This is a genomic window from Acidobacteriota bacterium, assembly GCA_016716435.1.
GTDB lineage: Bacteria > Acidobacteriota > Blastocatellia > Pyrinomonadales > Pyrinomonadaceae > OLB17.
The window spans coordinates 46,559-66,498 of record JADJWI010000007.1 but is presented as its reverse complement, the minus strand read 5'-3'; the positions used below and the strand labels follow the sequence as shown (position 1 = coordinate 66,498).

At 55.2% G+C, this 19,940-nt stretch carries 20 protein-coding genes; 11 read left to right on the top strand and 9 right to left on the bottom strand.

Annotated features, from left to right (window positions below; translation table 11 throughout):
- The first annotated feature begins 236 nt into the window (after positions 1 to 236).
- The 8 genes from IPM21_11175 to IPM21_11140 all read left to right on the top strand — a co-directional run bounded on the left by IPM21_11175 (position 237) and on the right by IPM21_11140 (position 8,021).
- Positions 237 to 2,237, top strand: a complete 2,001-nt coding sequence (locus IPM21_11175) for a hypothetical protein (GenBank protein ID MBK9164445.1) — start codon at positions 237 to 239, stop codon at positions 2,235 to 2,237.
- Positions 2,238 to 2,435: 198 nt separating this feature from the next.
- Positions 2,436 to 2,984 carry a metal-dependent hydrolase gene (locus tag IPM21_11170; protein MBK9164444.1) on the top strand — a complete coding sequence of 183 codons (549 nt, stop codon included), beginning with the start codon at positions 2,436 to 2,438 and terminating at the stop codon, positions 2,982 to 2,984.
- Between the two features lie 36 nt (positions 2,985 to 3,020).
- The gene (locus IPM21_11165; protein ID MBK9164443.1) at positions 3,021 to 3,284 is read left to right on the top strand and encodes an AbrB/MazE/SpoVT family DNA-binding domain-containing protein; all 264 of its coding nucleotides are present in this window, start codon (positions 3,021 to 3,023) and stop codon (positions 3,282 to 3,284) included.
- Positions 3,271 to 3,651: a type II toxin-antitoxin system VapC family toxin gene (locus IPM21_11160; GenBank protein ID MBK9164442.1), complete on the top strand. Its 381-nt coding sequence runs from the start codon at positions 3,271 to 3,273 to the stop codon at positions 3,649 to 3,651. The genes IPM21_11165 and IPM21_11160 overlap by 14 nt, the downstream gene beginning before the upstream one ends.
- Before the next feature lie 25 nt (positions 3,652 to 3,676).
- Positions 3,677 to 4,057, top strand: a complete 381-nt coding sequence (locus IPM21_11155) for a hypothetical protein (protein ID MBK9164441.1) — start codon at positions 3,677 to 3,679, stop codon at positions 4,055 to 4,057.
- 181 nt (positions 4,058 to 4,238) lie between these two features.
- Positions 4,239 to 6,584 carry an SLC13 family permease gene (locus IPM21_11150; GenBank protein ID MBK9164440.1) on the top strand — a complete coding sequence of 782 codons (2,346 nt, stop codon included), beginning with the start codon at positions 4,239 to 4,241 and terminating at the stop codon, positions 6,582 to 6,584.
- A 257-nt stretch (positions 6,585 to 6,841) separates the two neighbouring features.
- Positions 6,842 to 7,561: a hypothetical protein gene (locus IPM21_11145; GenBank protein MBK9164439.1), complete on the top strand. Its 720-nt coding sequence runs from the start codon at positions 6,842 to 6,844 to the stop codon at positions 7,559 to 7,561.
- Positions 7,562 to 7,673: 112 nt separating this feature from the next.
- Positions 7,674 to 8,021, top strand: a complete 348-nt coding sequence (locus IPM21_11140) for a hypothetical protein (protein MBK9164438.1) — start codon at positions 7,674 to 7,676, stop codon at positions 8,019 to 8,021.
- Between the two features lie 52 nt (positions 8,022 to 8,073).
- On the opposite strand, the gene IPM21_11135 is transcribed toward IPM21_11140, so the two are convergent.
- From IPM21_11135 to IPM21_11120, 4 genes are all read right to left on the bottom strand, one after another.
- A complete protein-coding gene (locus tag IPM21_11135; protein ID MBK9164437.1) occupies positions 8,074 to 9,072 on the bottom strand; it encodes a ribonucleotide-diphosphate reductase subunit beta in 999 nt (332 codons plus the stop codon).
- A gap of 5 nt (positions 9,073 to 9,077) precedes the next feature.
- Positions 9,078 to 10,085, bottom strand: a complete 1,008-nt coding sequence (dinD, locus tag IPM21_11130) for a DNA damage-inducible protein D (GenBank protein MBK9164436.1) — start codon at positions 10,083 to 10,085, stop codon at positions 9,078 to 9,080.
- Between the two features lie 304 nt (positions 10,086 to 10,389).
- On the bottom strand, positions 10,390 to 10,689 hold the full coding sequence (locus IPM21_11125; GenBank protein MBK9164435.1) for a DUF5076 domain-containing protein: 300 nt from the start codon (positions 10,687 to 10,689) through the stop codon (positions 10,390 to 10,392).
- Positions 10,686 to 13,097 carry a ribonucleoside-diphosphate reductase subunit alpha gene (locus tag IPM21_11120; protein ID MBK9164434.1) on the bottom strand — a complete coding sequence of 804 codons (2,412 nt, stop codon included), beginning with the start codon at positions 13,095 to 13,097 and terminating at the stop codon, positions 10,686 to 10,688. Before IPM21_11120 ends, IPM21_11125 begins: the two co-directional genes overlap by 4 nt.
- An 805-nt stretch (positions 13,098 to 13,902) precedes the next feature.
- Between IPM21_11120 and IPM21_11115 the strand changes: the two genes are divergently transcribed.
- Together IPM21_11115 and IPM21_11110 are read left to right on the top strand one after the other, a co-directional pair.
- Positions 13,903 to 14,223, top strand: a complete 321-nt coding sequence (locus IPM21_11115) for a helix-turn-helix domain-containing protein (GenBank protein ID MBK9164433.1) — start codon at positions 13,903 to 13,905, stop codon at positions 14,221 to 14,223.
- Positions 14,220 to 15,131: an IS3 family transposase gene (locus tag IPM21_11110; protein MBK9164432.1), complete on the top strand. Its 912-nt coding sequence runs from the start codon at positions 14,220 to 14,222 to the stop codon at positions 15,129 to 15,131. Before IPM21_11115 ends, IPM21_11110 begins: the two co-directional genes overlap by 4 nt.
- Before the next feature lie 468 nt (positions 15,132 to 15,599).
- Here IPM21_11110 and IPM21_11105 read toward each other — a convergent pair whose 3' ends face one another.
- Both IPM21_11105 and IPM21_11100 read right to left on the bottom strand, forming a co-directional pair.
- A complete protein-coding gene (locus tag IPM21_11105) occupies positions 15,600 to 16,376 on the bottom strand; it encodes an MBL fold metallo-hydrolase (GenBank protein MBK9164431.1) in 777 nt (258 codons plus the stop codon).
- Positions 16,377 to 16,454: 78 nt separating this feature from the next.
- Complete coding sequence (locus tag IPM21_11100) at positions 16,455 to 17,003, bottom strand: DUF1844 domain-containing protein (protein ID MBK9164430.1); 549 nt, start codon at positions 17,001 to 17,003, stop codon at positions 16,455 to 16,457.
- A gap of 153 nt (positions 17,004 to 17,156) precedes the next feature.
- Here IPM21_11100 and mazG point away from each other — a divergent pair, with 153 nt between their 5' ends.
- Entirely contained in the window at positions 17,157 to 17,957 is an 801-nt protein-coding gene (gene mazG / locus IPM21_11095) for a nucleoside triphosphate pyrophosphohydrolase (GenBank protein MBK9164429.1), read from the top strand.
- A 9-nt stretch (positions 17,958 to 17,966) separates the two neighbouring features.
- Here the strand turns inward: mazG and IPM21_11090 are convergent, their stop codons facing one another.
- The 3 genes from IPM21_11090 to serS are packed head-to-tail and all read right to left on the bottom strand — an operon-like array spanning position 17,967 to position 19,885.
- Positions 17,967 to 18,293 carry a type II toxin-antitoxin system PemK/MazF family toxin gene (locus IPM21_11090; protein MBK9164428.1) on the bottom strand — a complete coding sequence of 109 codons (327 nt, stop codon included), beginning with the start codon at positions 18,291 to 18,293 and terminating at the stop codon, positions 17,967 to 17,969.
- Positions 18,281 to 18,529, bottom strand: coding sequence for an AbrB/MazE/SpoVT family DNA-binding domain-containing protein (locus tag IPM21_11085; GenBank protein MBK9164427.1), 249 nt, complete (start codon positions 18,527 to 18,529; stop codon positions 18,281 to 18,283). The genes IPM21_11090 and IPM21_11085 overlap by 13 nt, the downstream gene beginning before the upstream one ends.
- 54 nt (positions 18,530 to 18,583) lie before the next feature.
- On the bottom strand, positions 18,584 to 19,885 hold the full coding sequence (gene serS / locus IPM21_11080) for a serine--tRNA ligase (protein ID MBK9164426.1): 1,302 nt from the start codon (positions 19,883 to 19,885) through the stop codon (positions 18,584 to 18,586).
- Positions 19,886 to 19,940: the final 55 nt, after the last annotated feature.

Sequence of the window (19,940 nt, the reverse complement as noted above, 5' to 3'; positions counted from 1 at the left end):
ATAAATGTGTAGCGACCATCCGCGAAACGCCATCGGCCATCACCGGACGGCATTTCGAAGAAGATTTGAACGAAACCGGCCCGCTTGTGATTGCGGTCACATACAACGAACCGGATCGCGTGAAAATAACGGTAGGCGAGTAGAATTACACGCCGGAATCAGGCTTTTGGCGTAAGACGCTTTGAGGGGGGTGAAAGACGACCGGACGATAGCTGCTCGCTGCAGGAGGTATCGTTATGCGGTCAAGAAAATACAATGACCCCTTCAGTCCCGGCGGCCGTCCGGCCTTCGGATTTCTTTTAATAGCAACTTTTTTCTGTCTTTCGATAGTTGTCGGGCAGGCGTCCGCTCAAAGCACGCCCCCGGCTTATGAACTGAGCTATCTCGGCTCCGGTTCGCCGACCGCGATCAACTCACAGCGTGTCGTGGTCGGAACGCGGACGATTGCCGGCAATTACGAACCCGTTGTCAGCCTCAACGGGTCACAATGGGCCCAACTTCCCGTCCCACCCGGCTCAATGAGTACGATCCCGACCGACGTCAATGATCTTGGTGTTATCGTCGGCGTATCATTCAGCCCGCAGTGGAATGCCTCGGCCGTGCGGTGGACACCCGGAACGGGCGGCTATTCACTTCAGGTTCTGCCCCTGATGCCCGGCGACACGGCGGCCTATGCAACCGCGATAAACAACGCCGGGCAGATCGTCGGCTCACGAAGCTCGCTCGGCTACCAGCCGACCGGAACGGGCTGGGTATATAGCGATCAGGCCGGTTTTCGGCGGCTGACGGACTTCGGTTTCTGGATCGTTCCCCGCGATATCAATGACTCCGGCCTTGTGATCGGCGGCCAGGAACGGCTGAACCTCGCAACCGGGCAGGTCGATGTAACCGGCCAAGGGCCCTCAAACTACCAGGCGATCTCAAACATCGCCATTAATTCAAGCGGGATGATGATCGGCTCATCGCCGCTCCGGTCAACTTCGCTCAATATCGTCTCGGTCTTTCGATATACGCCCGGGCCCGGATGGGAGTTCATCGCCGGCTCAACCCGCTACACGGTCGGCTACGACATTAACGACCTAGGCGACATTACTTATGGCGAATTCGGTGCGGGCATTTTCTTCGATGGTCTGGGAACCTTCGCCGTCGGAAGCTTACTTAGCCCCGAGACCATCGGAAATGGCTGGGTCATCACCGGCAACGGCTCGTATGTTAACAACAACCGCGAGATCGCGACCATCGCTCGTAACAATACGACCGGGCAAACCGGTGCTGTACTGCTTTTGCCCATTGGGGCGATCCCGCCGCCGACCGCCCCGGCCGGGCTCGTCGGCGTTGCACATCCTGCAACCCGAATGGAGCCCTATAACTCGATCGAGCTTTCCTGGGTCAATACAAGTACGCTAACGCGCGGATGGGAACTTCAGCGGACCGTTGCCGGCACACCGAACTGGGAGATCCTGCCGCTTGTTCCGCCGGGAACTGCCGCACGCCATTCGGACACGACAGTGGGCGTAAACATCACCTACAACTATCGCGTAAGGGCCGCTGGCCTTGGCGGTACTAGCGAATGGTCCGACACGATAACCGTGATATCTCCGGCAACGCCGCTCGATACGACGCCACCGCAGGTGACGCTGCTCGAACCGGCCGGCGGGTCGACCGTCTCGGGCATCGTGACGACACGTTCATCCGCTACCGACAATGTTGCCGTCGAGTATCAGGAGATCAGCTTTTGGAATCAGTACACGGGCCAGCAGGTCGTCATCGGATCGTCGAATGGCGGAGGCGAGATAGCGTTCACGTGGGACACGACCCAGCTTACTCCTGCGACCTACCGCATTATGGCGATGGCCTATGACACGATGGGCAACGTAACCCGCAGCGAGGCAGACGTAATAGTTGCAGGCTCGACCACCGGCACTATGCGGGTCAGTTCGATAAGGATGTATAGCGAGCGGACTCGGAGCGGTTACTGGGTCTATGGGGACGTCGCCGTTCTTGATAAGGCCGGCAGCCCGGTCGCCGATGCAATGGTCTCAGTTCGGTGGCGTACGCCCAACGGAAGGAACGTTCTGCAGACGGCACCTACCGACGCAAGAGGCATCGCTACTTTTGGGGTGCAGTCCGTTGCGGGGACGTATCGCCTTTATATTTCTGGTGTGTCAAAGACCGGGTATAAGTTTGACCCGGCGAGCAGCCAGCTTTCAGCAAGATACTGGAGGGGATCGCAATGACCCCACATCACTGACCTCAGGGGCCCGGCCAACGCAGTCGGGTCCTTTTCTTTTTTTATACTTGCATGAACGCGACTGACTCGGGGAAGGAATCGCTCGCCAGTTCCGAAGATGGCATATCTTTTACGAATCGGAGCAATCAGCTACTATTGTTCGGAGTTCTCTTACGGAAAGGTTTGATCTTTCCTTTCGGACACGATGCCCACGATCTTCACACATCCCGCGGTTCCACTTGCGATTGGCTTTGGCCTCGGGAAAAACATCATTCCGCCGCGGCTCTTGGCAGCGGGCGTTGCGGCGTCCGTCATACCGGATCTTGATGTGTTGGCCTTTCGGTTAGGCATTACATATTCGAGCGAATGGGGCCATCGCGGCTTTAGCCATTCGCTCGCCTTTGCGGCCGCTCTTGCATTCATCGCCGCCCTTCTTGCCCCGTGGTTAAAAGCGAAGCGAATTACGGCATTTCTATTCGTGCTCGTTTCGGCCGCATCGCACGGCCTGCTTGATATGCTTACGACCGGCGGACTCGGCGTCGCACTTCTCTGGCCGTATGCGACCGAACGGATGTTCTTCCCGTGGCGGGTGATCGTCGTCTCGCCGCTTAGCCTTTGGGAGTTTCTCGGGCTCCGCGGCTGGCGGGTCATCGGCTCCGAACTTCTCTGGGTCTGGCTTCCGGCCGCCATCGCGTTCGTCATTATCGCCATCGCAACCGCCGGCCGAAGGACTACCACGCCCGTAAAAAACTGATTGACATTACCGCGGTAATGCATCTAATATCCACGTATGGAAAAGGTCAGATCGCGGATCACAGCACAAGGGCAAATATCGGTCCCTGCATCGGTGAGAAAGAAGCTAGGCATCGGCCCCGGCTCTATCATTGAATGGGAAGAAAAGGGTGACGACGAGGTAATGCTGCGCCGGTCCGGCCAGTACACATCGGAAGATCTTCACAAGATGTTGTTCAAAAAGCCTCCTCGACCCGTCAGCCTCAAAGACATAAAGGAAGGCATCCGAAGCTACATAAGAAAGAAACATGCGCGCCGTTGACACTAATGTTTTGGTACGCTTGTTCGTCAGGGACAACGCGAAACAAGCCGCCGCGGCCGAGGAGTTTATCGCGCCGGGTGCGTGGGTTCCTCATATCGCGCTAGTCGAGACCGTTTGGGTGCTGGATTCAATTTATCGGAAATCGCGTTCCGAGATTGGCCAGTTCCTCAATGCTCTGCTCGACCATACCTCTCTCGTCATTCAAGATGCCGACGTGGTCGCGGCAGCTCTCGATGCATTTCGAAACAACAAGGGTGTTGGATTTGCGGATTGCATTATTCTCGAAGTCGCACGCAAGGCCGGCCACACGCCGCTCGGCACCTTCGATACTAAGCTTGCAAAGATCGACGGCACCGCGTTGATCTGAAGTCGTTACCGGCCGCTCATCGCTAATGCCCTTCCTTACAAAATACGTTCTCTGGATCGATTGCCTAGGCGCCCTCGCAACCGGTGCTCTCTTGTTTATTCTTAGCGGCTCCATCGCTCCGCTTTACGGCCTGCCGCAATCATGCGTCGTCGGCCACGGCATCGTCCACCTTGTTTACGGAACCTATTCCTTCTCGCTCGCGGTTCGGCGAACGCGGACGATTCTGCTTATAACGCTACTCGTGTTCGCCAACGCCGCCTGGGCCTTTTTGTGTATCATTTTCGCCGCCAAGATGGTTGAAAGTGATCCGGTTTTTGCAGCCGTGCATTTCCTGATCGAAGGCATCTACGTCGGCGGCCTCGCCTACTTCGAATGGAACCAGCGTGAAGCACTTCAAACGGCTTAGGTGCGACATCGCGACCGGCATTGAGGCTCGGCGACAAGACTCCGACAAAGGTTGTATTGAGCATCTGCTTTGAGAACCCGGCCCGGCCGCATTAGAATCAAGTTAACTTCCGATGCCACATCTCGAACATTCTAGGCCAGTTCTGGCGAGTTCAACGAGGTTGAGATAGGCCAAAAGCCCAATGAGTTTCGAAATTGCTCTTGTATTTGGGATCTTGGCCGTCGCCATTATTCTCTTCATGACCGAGCTCGTGAGGATCGATCTCGTCGGCCTCGGAGTGCTTGTCGCGCTCGCTCTTACCGGCCTTGTCACCTCTGATCAGGCGATCGCTGGCTTCAGCAATCCGGCCGTTATCACGGTCTGGGCAATGTACATTCTCTCTGCCGGACTCGCCCGGACGGGCGTCTCGCGGGTGCTCGGCAACCAGCTAATGCGGTTTGCCCGTGGCGGCGAAGGCAAGCTGATCTCAGTATTGATGACCGTAACGGCGCTTCTCTCCTCCTTCATGAACAACATCGGGGTAGCGGCGATGTTTCTGCCGATAACGATGGACATCGCCCATCAAACCAAGCGGCACGCCTCACGGCTTCTGCTCCCGATGGCATACGGCTCGCTGCTCGGGGGCCTGATCCTGCTGATCGGAACGCCGAGCAATCTGCTCGTCCGCGACGCTCTCCGCGAGGCCGGGCTACGGCCGCTCGAGATGTTTGACTTTACCATCGGTGGGCTTGTGATACTCGCCGCAAGTGTTGCATACATGGCGTTTATCGGGCGACGCCTTCTGCCTCAGCGAGACACTCTTGATCCCGGAGCGAATGGAAACTCGGGCCGCGACATCAAAAAACTTTACAGCCTCGAGGAACGCCTTGCCTATCTTGTGATCCCGGACGAAAGCCCACTGATCGGAAAGAGCCTCGGCGAGAGCCGTATCGGGCAAGCGTTGGGGCTGAATGTTCTGAGCATTCGCCGAAAGTCCGGCCAGCGGATCGCTGCCGAGCCGGATGTAGAAATTGCGAGCGGCGACCGGTTGCTGATCCTCGGCCGACTCGACCGGATCGAGGATATCACCGAAAAGCCGGTGTTGACCATTGAGGAAGACCGCCCGACAGCTTCGGCACTTATCACCGATAAGGTCGGTCTTGGCGAGATGGAGATCGCAGAAGAATCTGAACTCGTTGGCAGATCGCTATCGGCGATCAGATTTCATGAACGGTTCGGCCTCAATGTCCTCTCCGTTAACCGCAACGGCGACATAATCCGGACCGATCTCCGCGGACTGAAAATACTTTCAGGTGATCAACTTTTGGTACATGGCCCCGAAGAGGAGTTTGGCGTCACCGATAGCGGCGACGAGATCCGGCAGGCTTCATTAGAAGATGCCGCGAAATACGATCTGGATGATCTGCTGCTTATAATCAGCATTCCTGAGGGCTCAACCCTCGCCGGCCGAACATTGAAGGAAAGCCGGCTCGGCACGGCGTTTGGGCTTGCCGCCTATGCAGTAAAGCATAGCGGCGGAACTTGGGAAATGACGGGCCCCGAGGACACGCTTGAGACAAACGATCTTTTGCTCGTCGGCGGACGCCCGCGAACGATAGAGGTGCTCAAGGGCCTGGACAAGCTTGAGATAGTTCGCAATGTCAATGTTAAGCGGTACAAGCTGGAGATCGGCTCGCTGAAGATGGTAGAAGTGATCCTCTCTCCCTATACAAGTCTTGCCGGGAAAACTCTTGCAGACCTGAAGTTCCGAGATAAGTATGGCGTGTCGGTTTTGGCCATTTGGCGTGGAGAGCGGGCATATAGGACGGAGCTGGCGGAGATACCGCTTAGCTTTGGCGATGGCCTGCTTTGCTATGGCACGAAGGAGCGCTTCGAGATGCTCGCCCGCGACCCCGATTTCGTAGTTCTTCAGGCCGAGATGCAGGAAGAACCGAAGACGCACCTCGCCACCGTTGCCGCACTAATAATGGCCGGAGTGATCGGAGCGGTCATCATCCTCGGAATGCCGATCGCGATCGCCGCCATCACCGGATGCGTGTTGATGGTGGCTTCGAGATGCCTCTCGATGGACGAGGCCTATCAGGCCATCGACTGGAAGGCGGTCTTTCTGATAGCCGCAATGCTCCCGCTCGGCGCCGCAATGGGCGAAACGGGAGCCGCACAACTTCTTGCCGATGGCGTGATCAGCACTGCCGGAAGCTACGGCCCGTTAGCTGTATTGGCGGGATTGATGACGCTTTCAATTGCGATCACCCAAACGATGCCGAGCGCGGTCGTTGCGGTTCTGATGTCGCCCATCGCGATCAACACGGCAGCAGCAATGGAGGTCTCGCCCTATCCTTTTATGATGGGCATCGCATACGCGCTCGCCGCCTCTTTTATCAGTCCCGTTGCCCACCCGGCGAACGTTCTCGTCATGAGCCCCGGCGGCTACCGCTTTAGCGACTACATCATCCACGGGCTGCCGATCTCGGCGATAGTGGTGGTCACAAGTGTCCTGCTGCTGCCCCTGCTTTTTCCGTTCTAGTTCAATTCATGCATCCAACCTATGCCATCCGGCAGCGTCTGCACATCGAGACGCAGAAAGGAACTTCAAAATTCTCCCCACCTGACGTATCATCAAACGAAACAGTGCTGAACAGTTACTCGGTATGCGATCTGTCTCAATGCCGGGATGGTTAATGCGGCGGCAGAGACCGATTCGATATTTTATTTTGCACCTCTCTGCCGGGGAGAGCGGACAGATGGCCGTCGCCGATACTTTAAGAGCACAAAGCATCAATAATGAACAAAAATTTGCTTTCACAATTGCGTGAAAAAGCTCAAGAAGGGATCGCGAAGCGCATTTTTGCAGATGCGGACAATACCGACGCGGAGCTCCGCAAACTGGCCGACATGATCGCCACGAAGTGCGAGGCCGTTCCGGTTTACGGCCCGATAAAGCAACAGGCCCGGGCAGCCGAGAAGGTTGCGAGTGATTATGGTGGTGACTGGTACGGCCTTAAGGACGCCGTCCGAATGACCATCGTCGCCCCAACGCTCAGCAGCCTACGGCAGGTGCAGAGCTTGATCCGTGAGGAGTGCGTTGCGCGGAACGGGCTCAGCTTGCTCAAGGACGTCGAAGTTTTCGCTAACTCCTCACCTTGCGGCTACTCGGGAATGAACTTCGTCATCTCTATGTCCAACGGCCGCCCGGCCGAGATCCAGGCGAACATCCCAGAGGTCATGTACGGCCAGTTGAATGAGAAGAACTTCCGCGGGACCGTCGGCGAGGAGAAGTTCAACGAGATAAAAGGCCGCTATCGGGTCGAAGGCGGGCTCGGACACGGACTCTACGAGATCTACCGCGTCTCGCCCGGCAGCGTCAAGGCAAAACATGCCGCCCTAATCAGCAAACAATACTTCAACCATCTCCGCGGGTTTCCGACCTTCACCGCCACCGAGGAACTACAGCGCGAACTTGCCGCCATCATCAAAGCCAACCCGACCATCTTCCACCGCTAGCGGCCGAGAAACCGTTGCAGGTCGCAATCCCTGGCCCCACAAAAAGTGAGTGTCATCACGCGAAGCAGTCAATTCCCGCATCCGGCTTACGCGAATCTGCGAAATGTTCAGCATGAAGTTGATGATCGTCATCTCGCTCGTGCTCAACATAGCGGTTCTGATACCGGTCTGTTATGGCCTTATTTCCGATGCTGAGTGGGCACGCGAAAGCTATGGCGATGCAACCGCGGCTCGTGGCATTTTGCTCTCGGTCTATATTTCCATCGCATTGGTCTCCCTTGGCTTGCTTGTGCGTACCGAGCAGAAGTTCGTCGCCGCACTTCTGCTCGTGCAGATCGTTTACAAGCTCATTACGCCCTTTGCTGTTGGAACCGTATCCAACCCGGTGGTCGTTAGCAACCTGCTGATCGCACTGTTCCACTCCGTTACGCTTTTCTTCATCTATCGCGAAAATAGTTAACCCCGAGAGCCGCTAGGCACCTCGGGGTCATTGTTTTCGTCTGATGTTACCGCTAGAACGCTTCGCTGAAGCTTACCTCGCCGGCGACTGAGACCTGGTATGCCGAGACGCGGCGTTCGAAGAAGTTTGTCAGTTCCTGAACGTCCTGCAGGTCCATGAATGAGAATGGGTTCTTTGCCTTATAGACCTTCGGGATGCCGAGCATCGCGAGCCGCTGATCGGCGATGAACTCAAGATACTGCTTCATATCGACGACCGAAAGCCCGGCGACGCCGCCCGAGAGGATGTCCTCGGCAAACTGCATTTCGCATTCGACCGCTTCATCGAGCATCAAAGCGATCTGCCGCTCGAGTTCGGCATCAAAAAGGTCCGGCTCCTCGGCCCGCACTTTTTTGACCACTTCAAAGGCAAAGTTCATGTGGGCCGATTCGTCGCGGAAGACCCAGTTCGTCCCAGAGGCGAGCCCGTGTAGCAAACCCTTTGACCGCAGAAAGTAAACATAAGCGAACGCCGCAAAGAAGAAGAGCCCCTCAATGCACGCCGCGAAGCAGATCAGATTGAGCAGAAATCGGCGGCGGTCTTCCTTCGTCTCAAGCGTCTGCAGGTCGTTGATCGAATCGATCCATTTCAAGCAAAACTCGCCCTTTTTGCGGATCGACGGAATGTTCTCGATCGCCGCAAATGCCGCCTCGCGTTCCTTGTGCTCGGGGATATAGGTATCAAGCAGCGTGAGATAAAACTGCACGTGCAGTGCCTCTTCATAAAGCTGCCGCGAGAGGTACATCCGCGCCTCGGGCGCATTGATGTGCTTGTAAAGATTAAGCACCAAATTGTTGGAGACTATCGAATCTCCCGTCGCGAAAAACGCAACAAGCCGATTGATCAGGTGCCGCTCCGCCGGCGTCATCTTGGCACGAAGGTCCGTGACGTCCATCGAGAAGTCGACCTCCTCGACGGTCCAAGTGTTCTTGATCGCATTCCGGTACATTTCATAAAAGTCCGGATACTTCATCGGGCGAAGTGTAAGGTTAAATCCTGGATCTAGTAACATCAGTTTTATTTCCCTTTCAACTTTTTAGGAGTTGATTCTTTTTTCAGTTTCTTAATGCTATCGGCTACGGGTAGGTTCTCTGGCATCGTGCCTCCGATCTCTTCGATCGTCTTACGCACTTTCGCACCGACCTCGAAATGAGTCTGGTTAGCTTTGTTCTTTCCCTTAACATCTTCGCGACGCAATTTTTCTTCTGTCTGAGTTGCACGGAAAAGATTGGCTGCTAGCTCCGTGCTTCCCATTTGGTCGAGAATCTGCTGACTTTTTTTCAAGCCCTTTCGGGCATGAATGTCCTTCGCAAGTAAGCCTCCGTATAGGCCTTGGTAACCGTGGTTTTGGAATATGGCGTAATCTATAGGTTCTACGACGCCGGCGGCTCTTGCCGCTTCGGCAAGCTGCTTATTGTGTAGAGACATTTCCTCGCGAAGGAATAGACGCTTTTCTTCTTCAGTTTTTAGTTGTTCGTAGTCCCGCGTTTGCTGGAGTTCTTGCAAACGGGTTTGAACGGCGAAATAGGTCTGGCCCAAAGCAACGATTTCTTTACTAGAATCCGCATTTTGAACGATCAGGTAACAAGCGTATCGTGAAAGCCTGACATCTTCGATCTCGCGTTCCGCACCGGAACCGATTTTGACCATTGTGAGGATATCCTCAAAATGGTCTGGTATCTTGATCCCACTATTCCTGCAAGCCTCTTTGGCTCTTTCGATTACCGGCACAAAGTGGCGGAATTGAGAGTATTCTAAAATTCGACTTAGTTCTCTGGCGCTCCAAAATTCGCTGTAATCGTCGTCGAAGTGCTTAATTTGCTCGAAGACCGTCGATGCCGGGCGCTGTAGGATCTCGTTTACGAACTCCGTTGGAGTTCCGTCCGCCCGAAAAGCAAAATATTCTTGAGCAACAGCTATTTGCGGCTTAATCGAATCACCATTCTGTGCGATTAGGTAACAGGCATACCTTGTGAGGGCAATATCTTCAATTTCCCTCTTTGAACCACTTCCAAGCTCGACCATTTTGCTGACCTCAGCAAAATGGTTATCTATATCTACTTCTGCATTTACAGCCGCAGCCTTTGCCTTTTCAATTACTTGACTGAAATTTCTCCATTGTGTGTAGCCAAGCAATACCTGCAAATCTCTCGCGCTCCAACATTCAACCCCGTCAAGTAGTTGCATTGCTGATTCGAACTTCTCAAGTAATTGTCTAATCTCTTCAGATTTCATTCGATCACATTCTTGAGCTGCTGGTCCAATCGATTGAGCGAAGGGCCACGTACCTTATCCCGCGAAGTAGTAAATTAAAACCTCTCTATTCTCGTTATCCGTTAACGAAAGCCCCCGTCGGGGCATCTGTCGGTGAGTCAAGTTCGGCCTCAAACAACTCGCGAATCCGATCAATCGTTACCGTTCTGTCAAAATCTTTCAGCTTCGCGTATGCGTCCGCCAGGTGCCGTGTTACGTCAGCGAGTACGATTCCCCAGTTTCCGGGATCGTCCAAAAGATCCGGGGCAAGTGTGATGTGTAAGCCCCCTCCGGACCCCCACGCTCTTATCATCTCCCTAGCGGAGTCGTCTGCCGCTGCCGACGGCGGGATTCTTAGCTCGTGTGGATGGGTCATTGACACGCCTCGCACGCATCAGGGTTTTCTAGCGAACATGCGAGAGCTTCTTCATCCGTATATGCCCGGACATCCGGCTCGCTGTTGTTCGGCACGAGTTCGGCGACCTTGTATTCGGCGGTCACCTGATTGATCTTCGTTGCCGGCCGCGAGCGAAGGTAATACGTCGTCTTTAGTCCTTTTTGCCAGCAGTACATATACATCGACGAAAGCTTGCCGATCGACGGGCTTTCCATGAATAGGTTGAGCGACGCCGATTGGTCGATGAACGCCCCGCGTTCGGCGGCCATGTCGATCAGGACCCGCATCGGCACTTCCCATGCGGTGCGGTAGATCGCCCGGATCTCTTCCGGTATCTCGTCGATCGCCTGTATCGAGCCCTCGCCGAGCTTGATCTTTTGCCGCACCTCGTCGGTCCAGAGCCCGGCTGCCTTCAGCTCTTGAACAAGGTATTTGTTGATCTGGATGAAGTCGCCGGAAAGCGTTTCGCGTTTGAAGAGGTTCGAGACTTGCGGCTCGATGCATTCGTAGCTGCCGGCGATGGCGGCGATCGTCGCCGTCGGTGCAATTGCGATCATCAGGCTGTTGCGAAGCCCGTTCGCTTTGATCTTTTCTCGGAGCGCGTCCCAGCGGGCCGTGTCCTCGGGCACAACTCCCCAGAGGTCAAATTGCAGCACGCCGCGGGCCGCACGCGTTTCCGGGAACGCCGGATGAGCGCCCTTGGCTATCGCGAGTTCACACGACGCATCAAGTGCAGCGAAGTAGATCTCTTCCTGTATCTTAGCCGAGATCCGCCGAGCCTCGTCCGAATCGAAAGCCAGCCGCAGCTTGAAGAAAACATCCTGCAGGCCCATCACGCCGAGGCCGATGTTCCGCCACCGCATGTTCGAATCCTCGGTGCTCGGAATCGCGTAGTAATTGAGGTCGATGACGCGGTCAAGCTGGCGAACCGCAAGCCCAACATTGCGATGCAGCTTCTCAAAATCGAACCCGCTTTCGCCAACGTACCTGGCCACATTGATCGAGCCGAGATTGCAGACCGCCGTCTCGCTGTCGTTCGTCACCTCGATGATCTCCGTGCAGAGATTCGAGAGGTGGACGACGTTTCCGGCCACGGCCGTTTGATTGCATTTATTGTTGCTCGCGTCCTTAAAGGTCATCCAGCCGTTGCCGGTCTGGGCGAGCGTCCGCATCATCTTGCCGTAAAGATCGCGTGCCTTGACCTGCTTTTTGTACAGCCCTTCCTGCTCGGCCTTAAGGTATTCGCGCTCGAACTCTTCGCCGTATATATCCGGAAAATGGGGAACGGCTTTCGGGTCAAAGAGCGACCACGTCTCGTCCGACTCAACGCGGCGCATAAAGATGTCCGGTATCCAGTTGGCGATGTTGAGGTTGTGCGTCCGCCGGGCGTCGTCGCCAGTGTTGTCGCGAAGCTCGAGGAAATCCTCGATGTCTGCATGCCACGTCTCGAGATAAACGCACGCCGCACCCTTTCGCTTACCGCCCTGATTTACCGCCGCCACCGAGGAATCAAGAGTCTTGAGCCAAGGCACGATGCCGTTCGAGTGCCCGTTCGTACCGCGGATCAGCGACCCTTGCGAGCGTACGCGATGATAAGCAATGCCGATGCCGCCCGAAAACTTTGAAAGCATTGCGACGTCCGCATACTTTTTGTAAATGCTTTCGAGGCTATCCTGCGGCGAATCAAGTAGGAAGCACGACGATAGTTGTTCGTGCCGTGTGCCGGAGTTGAAAAGCGTCGGCGTCGAGGGAATGTACTCGAGCGACGAGAAGAGATGGTAAAGCTCGATGGCCAAAGACGGCGTTTCGGCAAGCCCGCACGCGACCCGCATCCAGAAGAACTGCGGCGTTTCGATGACGTCGCGGGTCTCCGGGTTCTTTAGCAAATATCGGTCGTAAAGCGTCCTGAGGCCAAAGAATTCGAAAAGATCGTTGCGCGTTTTATCGATGGCGTCATTCAGCTTGCGGCTGTTTTCACAAACAAAGTTGTACACCCGCTCGTTCATCAGCCCTTCTTTGAAGCCGAAGGCGATGGACTGCGAGAAAGAATAGATCTCCTGGTTATGTACTTCCTTTTCAACGTATTGAATCAAAAGCCGGGCGGCCAGCCGCGAATATTCCGGCTCTTCAAAGATCAGGCTCGCGGCCGTCTGGATCGAAAGCTTGTCGAGTTCCTTTGTGCTCGCACCGTCAAAAAGCCCGCTGATGGTCTTCGTCGCGATCCGCATCACATCTACGTTCGGCAGGTTCGGCGTACAGCGTGAGATCGCCCGGACGATCTTGTTGATATCGACCGGCTCGTAAGCTCCATTGCGCTTGGTCACGCGCATTGTCGTTTGTGCTGCTTCCTCGGTCTGCCTTGCCGTAGCGACGAATGTATCCATCATTTTTTCTTTCTCCTCGTTTGAACTCCTGCAACGGGTTTTCGAGCGTCGCCGCGTCGTCGCCGGGAAATGCAGAGACTCTTTCCCGCGGGGCCCATATATTGTGGGCCCGAAGTGGCCGGCTCGTTTTGGTTGATTTCAGGTGACTGGACAGGACCCCAAGCGTCTTTTTGAGTTATTCAGTCCTGCAGTGGATATAGACTATATTGTGTAGGTAACGTTTTGTCAACACTAAATCTAGTGGTTTTGTGTTAATTTTATAAACGTCTCATTTGCAACATTTACCGCGCCCCGCTTGATGTAACTCTTCAATCCCAACTGACCGAAATGCCGTTCTGCCCCAATACAATATATTGTGGTCGCCTTCTCGGAGCGGGTGATTCACATTTTGTACTGCGTGCGAGCCTCAAGCCCGGACTCAGAACTCTGCAGCACGGCAACTCGGTAACTCGGCAACTCGCCCCTTCCATATCATCCTTTTCTTCCATATCTCACGGATCACCATTCACTTTGGCTTGAAGACCGAGGAAAATGGACAGCGGGGCAAAGTGAACAGTGAGCCGTGAGCGGTGAGCAGTAGGAAGCGGACAGAACTTCGTTCATTCAGGCCAATTAATAATTAGAAATTATTAATTTGTAATTAAACGGAATGCCAAAATCGAGTGTAATAATGAGTAAACCGAAGGCACAAAACACAAGCCCAAAGACCCAAGCCCGGCTGCGAGTTCCAGCTGTCCCAAACGTTCCAGACGTTCCAAACGTTCCAGATGTCTTGTCCTGAAATAGGTTTACAGGTAAAAGGGAACAGATGAAACAAGACGAAGAGATGAGGAGAGAGGCAGTTGAGAGGTACGGGAGAGGCGGTGTGTCGATGCGGGAACTGGCGCGGATATACCGGGTTTCGGTGTCGACTGTACATAGATGGATAAGGGGTCGTGAGGCCGGGGGCGGTTCGGCGACGGGGTCGTCTGCCGGGTCTGGGCATGGGTCGGGGTCGGCGGAGGTGAGGCGGCTGCGGAAGGAGCTTGAGGAGGCCCGGCTCTACAACGAGTTGCTGAATGCGATGATCGACATCGCGGAAGATCGATTTGAGGTACCGATCAGAAAAAAACCTGGGGCCAAGCGGTGAGGAAAGTGGTAGAGAGCGGCAGGGGGAGAAGCCTGGGCGAGGCCTGCCGGCTGCTTGGCTATACGAGACAGGCATATTACAAGGGGAAACGGCGAGTGGAGAAGAGGGCGTTCGAAGCCGAGATCGTGCTGCAGGAGGTAGGAAGGCTGAGAAAGGAGCAAAAGCGGATCGGTGTAAGAAAGCTGCATCACATGATGAGCGGGTTTGCCCGCGAGCACTCGGTAGAGATCGGCCGCGACGCTTTGTACGATCTCTTGCGGGAGCATTCGCTGCTGATCCGAAAGAGAAAGAGGCGAAGTCCGAGGACAACGTTTTCGGGCCTCTGGATGAAGAGCTTCCCGAATCTTGCGAAGGGCTTCGAGCCGACCCGGAGCAATCAATTGTGGGTCAGCGATATCACATATATCAGGGTCCGGGAAGGGTTTGCTTATCTGAGCCTGATCACGGACGCCTATTCGCGAAAGATAGTCGGCTACTGCCTCAGCGAGGACCTGACAGCCAGAGGGCCGGCGGCGGCACTGCGGATGGCCCTCAGGGACAATCCGGAACGCGACGGGCTTATACACCACTCGGACCGGGGGCTGCAATACTACAGCTCGCGGTATATGAAGCTGATCGGGAAACGGATCCGGGTCTCGATGAGCGAAAAGAGCGACCCGCTGGAGAACGCCATTGCCGAACGCGTCAACGGCATTCTCAAACAGGAACTGCTGCGGAAAAGCTTCAAGAGCTTCTCCGATGCAACCCGGCAGGTCGGCCAGGCGGTCAATACCTACAACCACCTGAGGCCGCATCTGTCGATCGATATGCTCACCCCGGCCGAGGCCCATGCCAAGACCGGCGAGCTCAAGAAGCGCTGGAAGAAATACTATCCGGCCAAAACTTTTCACTCTCAGGCCGCGGCCTGAGAGTGAAACTCTAAACCAATATAAGGAGATGCCCGTAAACCCTATTCAGGACCAACACAAAACAGGAAACCTATACCAGGCTTACCTCCAAATTGTGTCAACTTTTTTCAGGACGACACAGTTGTCCCAATCGTTCCAATCGTTCCAGATGTTCGCGGTGTTTTCGCGAACGCGCAATGTCCTGAGAAAAACAGAACACCAAGAAATGCGGAATTCGGAACTCGGAATGCGGAATGTCGTGTCGGAGGCCCGCGCATCAGCAAGGGCTCATCGTCAAATTCGGAATCTGGAATCTGGAATTCTCGAAAGCCGGGACTCAAAACTCCCGGGCGTTTCAAGCATTTCAGGTGTTACAGGCGATTCATTTCTTTCATTCGTTTCAAGCGTTTCAGAAGCGCATGGCCCTTTAAAAAAATGAAACACGTCGACACGAAAATTGACCAAACGGTGGTAGGCGGACAAGGATGCTCAAGCCTCAACGGGCTCATCGCTGATAACAAGGCCGTCGTAGGCGAGTTCGACGTTGTCGGGCAGCGTGCGGGACTCGCGGGCGTGGAGGATGTCGTGGTTGAGGTGGGTAAGGTAAGCCTTCCGCGGCTTGAGTTCGTCGATGTAAGCGAGGGCTTCTTCAAGGTTGAGATGCGTCGTGTGCGGCTTAATGCGGACGCAGTCGAGCACGAGAACATCAAGCCCGCGGAGCCCGTCAAGCGACTCCTGCGGGATGGTCTTCAGGTCGGTCGCATAGGCGAAATCATTGAACCGATAGGCGATCACCGGCAGCTTGCCGTGGATGACCTCAAGCGGCGTCACCTCGACCTTGCCGATGCAGAAAGGCGAGCCGTTGAAGACCATATGCGGTATCAGCTGCGGAAGCCCGCCGCCCAAGTGGGTCGGCTGAAAAATGTATTGAAAGATGCGGCGAAGGTCGGTCCAGGCGATGTCATTGGCAAAGATCGGCATCGGGCCGTAGCGAAAGTTGAGCGGCCGGATGTCATCAAGGCCAAAGACATGATCGACATGGCAATGCGTTATCAGCACGGCATCGAGCCGCCGGATATTTGCCCGCAAGGCCTGTTGGCGAAAGTCGGACGAGGTATCGACGAGGATCGAAACGCCCTCGTGTTCGATCAAAACCGAGACGCGAAGCCGCTTATCCCTCGGGTCTTCGGAAAGACACGTCTCGCAGTCACAGGCGATGGAGGGTACGCCCGTCGAGGTTCCGGTGCCGAGGAAGGTAAGTCGCATTTAGATCTTAACGCTGAGACCGCAAGGTCCGCAGAGGTTTCAAGGATCTCTGCGATCCCTGCGGCCTCTGCGGCTCAACTATTTCTTTCCGAGAATATCCGCGCCGGAAAACTTCTTCGCCGCCTGCGCCTTCAGCTTCTCTTCGGTCGCTCGGACCATCGTCACATATTGCATCCGCAGATCGGCCAAAAGCCCTTCAAGCAGCCGAGCCTCATGCTCGTGCAGATTGCCCTTTGTCTTATCGCGGATCATCGCGAGCACATCGAGCCAATACTTGCCCGTGTCGAGGTCGAGCGACCGCTGACCCGTCGCGGGATGCGGCACGGCACCAAGAGATGCCGCGGCGTTGGTCGCGAGGGTCGAGAGAAAATTGATGAAGCTCGCCGGATCATCCGCACCCGGGATCTCTTCGCCGTCATCCTCGGACTCGTCGATAGCTGCGGCGACCGGCTCCTCTTCAACCGCAGCAACCGCGGGTTCGGGTTTGGGTTCGGGCGTCGGGGTGACGGCTTTAGGCGCTTCCGGCTCGATCTCCACGCCCTCTTTCAGCGATCCGTCCGGGTTAAATTTCCGACGATCTGTAACCTTAAAGGAAACGTCTTCTTGATTTTCTTCGTGTCCGATCATAACTTCTTTACTCCCCATGATTTTATCACCTACGATTTTCTAGCAGAAAGCTCAGAAGCGATATTCCGTCTCGCCGGTCGTAGCTCGGCCTCGCTCGAAGGCCTTTCGGGCGATGCCCTAGACTTCCGGTACGTCCTGAACTTAAATGGTGATATGTCAGAAAAATTCGATGAACTCGTTGGCGTAATGGAGCGGCTTCGTGCACCGGGCGGCTGCCCTTGGGATGCGGAGCAGACCTATGCCTCGCTTTCGCAATACCTGCTTGAAGAAGCGTACGAGACGTTTGACGCGATACAGCACGCCGATGCGACTGGCGATACCGAACACCTCAAAGAAGAACTCGGCGACCTTCTGCTGCAGGTCGTTTTCCACGCAACTATCGGCAAGGAACGCGGCGAATTTACCGTCGAAGATGTGGCCGAAGGCGTCGCGAAGAAGCTCGTGCTTCGGCACCCGCATGTCTTTGGCGATGCGAACCTCGAAACAGCCAGCGACGTTCTTAACAACTGGGACGAGCTAAAAGCCAACGAACGCAAGGCATCCGGCAAGGTTGAAAAAGCAAAGGACTCGATCTTGGAAGATGTGCCCGTGCACTTCCCGGCCCTGCTAGAGGCACTCAAGCTAACGAAAAAAGCAGCGAAGGTCGGTTTCGACTGGCCCGACGCCGACCAGATCTTTGAAAAGGCCGAGGAGGAGATAGGCGAACTGCGGGCGGCGGTGAGTACTAACGACCGTGAAAACATTGAAGAAGAGATCGGCGATCTGCTCTTCGTCATCGTGAACCTTGCCCGACGCCTCGATGTAGAACCTGAGACGGCCCTGAAAAGAACGAACCGAAAGTTTCGGAAACGGTTTCTCTATGTAGAGGAGCAGATCAAGGAGTCAGGAAATGAACTCGACGGTTCGACGCTCGAAGAAATGGATAGGCTCTGGAACGAAGCAAAGGCGAAGTAGGCAATGCGATCACCCAGCAAACATCTCCTGAAGCACCTCAACAACCTCGGTCTTCGAACGGCCGTCGATCTCACCGATGCTTTTCACAAGCCGCAACTTGTCGACGGTCCGAATTTGATCGAGGACGATCTGCCGGTCGGAGTTGAGAAATTCGGTCGCGATGCGGGTCGGCAAAGTAGCCGTCGTAGAGGCGATCGGGGCGATGATCACATGACCGAGACTGCGGTTCATCTCATCGGGCGAGACCACAACGGCGGGACGAGTATTTTTGGGGTCATCCGAGACCTCCTCGTCGAGATTGACAAGATAAACCTCAAATCGTTTCACCACTGCCACTCCTTTCGGTCAAAGGCTCCTGAGGCCTTGATGTCTTCGGAAAGCTCATCGTCGGACTCGGCAAATCTGCTGAAAACCGTGTCCCAATCTCCTCGCGGCCGCTTGGTCTTTCGGATGAGAATACCTTCAGGTGTAGCGTGGAGGTCGACCTCACCGGAGATCCCGGTCTCTTCGAGCATCATTTTCGGAATTCGTATTCCCTGGGAGTTCCCGATCTGAATGATCTGAGCTTTCATAATTACATTGTGATTACAAATTGCGTCAGCGTCAAAGAAAAAATGAGCGTTAGGTCATACAGCTCGCGAAATTACCGCGATCCTATAAGCGCCATGCATATACGGCCGCAGCACCTCGGGAATTACGACCGACCCATCCGCCTGCTGATAGTTTTCGAGAACGGCCAGCCACGTTCGCCCAACTGCAAGCCCGCTGCCATTGAGCGTATGAGCGAATTCCGGCTTCGAACCGCCCGCCCGACGGAACCGCAGACTCATCCTGCGAGCCTGAAAATCGCCGCAGTTCGAGCAGCTCGAGATCTCCCGGTAAGTTCCCTGAGACGGCACCCAAACCTCAATGTCGTAAGTCTTTTGTGCGCCAAACCCCATGTCGCCGGTGGACAGGACGACCGTGCGATACGGCAATTTCAAGAGTTGGAGGATCCGTTCGGCATTCTGAGTAAGCTTTTCATGCTCTTCTGCCGATTCCTCCGGCAGGCAGATCTTGACAAGCTCGACCTTCTCAAACTGATGCTGCCTTATCAGCCCTCGGGTATCGCGGCCGTAGCTACCGGCTTCACTCCGAAAGCATGGCGTATAAGCCGTGAAGTACTTCGGAAGTTCGGAGGCATCGAGTATCTCTTCGGCGTGATAATTCGTCACCGGAACCTCCGCGGTCGGAATAAGGGCGAAACCGCGGTCATCCTTAATGTGAAAAAGATCCTCTTCAAACTTTGGGAGCTGATTCGTCCCAAAAAGCGAGGTTCGGTTGACCAGAAACGGCGGCATCGTTTCCAAATACCCATGCTCGCGGGTATGGACGTCGAGCATGAAGTTCACCAAGGCTCTCGACAGTCGTGCCCCCGCCCCATTCATTATGGCGAAGCGCGAACCGGCGATCTTCGTCGCCCTCTCGAAGTCCAGGATGCCCAAAGCCTCGCCGAGGTCGACATGGTCCCTTATCTCAAAGTCGAAAGTCGGAGGTTCGCCCCACTTCCTTATCTCGACGTTCGCCGCCTCATCCGGACCGACGGGAACGTCCTCGGCCGGGATATTCGGAAGCCCCGCGAGCAGGTCGCGCATAGCAGATTCGGCGGCCTCGCGTTTTTCATCAAGTTCGGCCTGGGTGGCTTTGAACCCGGCGACTTCGGCCTTCATCGCCTCGGCCTCGTCCCGCTTTCCCGATTTCATCAGTTCGCCGATCTCTTTGCTCGCGGCATTTCGCCGCTGGTTGATCGCGTCCGATTCGCTGATCAGCCTTCGCCGTTCAACGTCCAGCTCAGTAAACCGGTCCAAAACATCGATCGGAAAGCTGCGATTCTCAAGGGCGGTTTTTACGTCAGTCAGATTCTCTCTGACGAAATTAAGATCAAGCATACGATATGTCCGAATGGTGCGTTTGTTTCGCGTTGCGAAAATCTTTAAACTTATG

What these genes read in the sequence shown, in the direction of transcription:
- IPM21_11175 (MBK9164445.1), top strand. Translation starts at nt 237, where the DNA reads ATGCGGTCAAGAAAATACAATGACCCCTTCAGTCCCGGCGGCCGTCCG.
- IPM21_11170 (MBK9164444.1), top strand. Translation starts at nt 2,436, where the DNA reads ATGCCCACGATCTTCACACATCCCGCGGTTCCACTTGCGATTGGCTTT.
- IPM21_11165 (MBK9164443.1), top strand. Translation starts at nt 3,021, where the DNA reads ATGGAAAAGGTCAGATCGCGGATCACAGCACAAGGGCAAATATCGGTC.
- IPM21_11160 (MBK9164442.1), top strand. Translation starts at nt 3,271, where the DNA reads ATGCGCGCCGTTGACACTAATGTTTTGGTACGCTTGTTCGTCAGGGAC.
- IPM21_11155 (MBK9164441.1), top strand. Translation starts at nt 3,677, where the DNA reads ATGCCCTTCCTTACAAAATACGTTCTCTGGATCGATTGCCTAGGCGCC.
- IPM21_11150 (MBK9164440.1), top strand. Translation starts at nt 4,239, where the DNA reads ATGAGTTTCGAAATTGCTCTTGTATTTGGGATCTTGGCCGTCGCCATT.
- IPM21_11145 (MBK9164439.1), top strand. Translation starts at nt 6,842, where the DNA reads ATGAACAAAAATTTGCTTTCACAATTGCGTGAAAAAGCTCAAGAAGGG.
- IPM21_11140 (MBK9164438.1), top strand. Translation starts at nt 7,674, where the DNA reads ATGAAGTTGATGATCGTCATCTCGCTCGTGCTCAACATAGCGGTTCTG.
- IPM21_11135 (MBK9164437.1), bottom strand. Translation starts at nt 9,072, where the DNA reads ATGTTACTAGATCCAGGATTTAACCTTACACTTCGCCCGATGAAGTAT.
- dinD (MBK9164436.1), bottom strand. Translation starts at nt 10,085, where the DNA reads ATGGTCGAGCTTGGAAGTGGTTCAAAGAGGGAAATTGAAGATATTGCC.
- IPM21_11125 (MBK9164435.1), bottom strand. Translation starts at nt 10,689, where the DNA reads ATGACCCATCCACACGAGCTAAGAATCCCGCCGTCGGCAGCGGCAGAC.
- IPM21_11120 (MBK9164434.1), bottom strand. Translation starts at nt 13,097, where the DNA reads ATGATGGATACATTCGTCGCTACGGCAAGGCAGACCGAGGAAGCAGCA.
- IPM21_11115 (MBK9164433.1), top strand. Translation starts at nt 13,903, where the DNA reads ATGAAACAAGACGAAGAGATGAGGAGAGAGGCAGTTGAGAGGTACGGG.
- IPM21_11105 (MBK9164431.1), bottom strand. Translation starts at nt 16,376, where the DNA reads ATGCGACTTACCTTCCTCGGCACCGGAACCTCGACGGGCGTACCCTCC.
- IPM21_11100 (MBK9164430.1), bottom strand. Translation starts at nt 17,003, where the DNA reads ATGATCGGACACGAAGAAAATCAAGAAGACGTTTCCTTTAAGGTTACA.
- mazG (MBK9164429.1), top strand. Translation starts at nt 17,157, where the DNA reads ATGTCAGAAAAATTCGATGAACTCGTTGGCGTAATGGAGCGGCTTCGT.
- IPM21_11085 (MBK9164427.1), bottom strand. Translation starts at nt 18,529, where the DNA reads ATGAAAGCTCAGATCATTCAGATCGGGAACTCCCAGGGAATACGAATT.
- serS (MBK9164426.1), bottom strand. Translation starts at nt 19,885, where the DNA reads ATGCTTGATCTTAATTTCGTCAGAGAGAATCTGACTGACGTAAAAACC.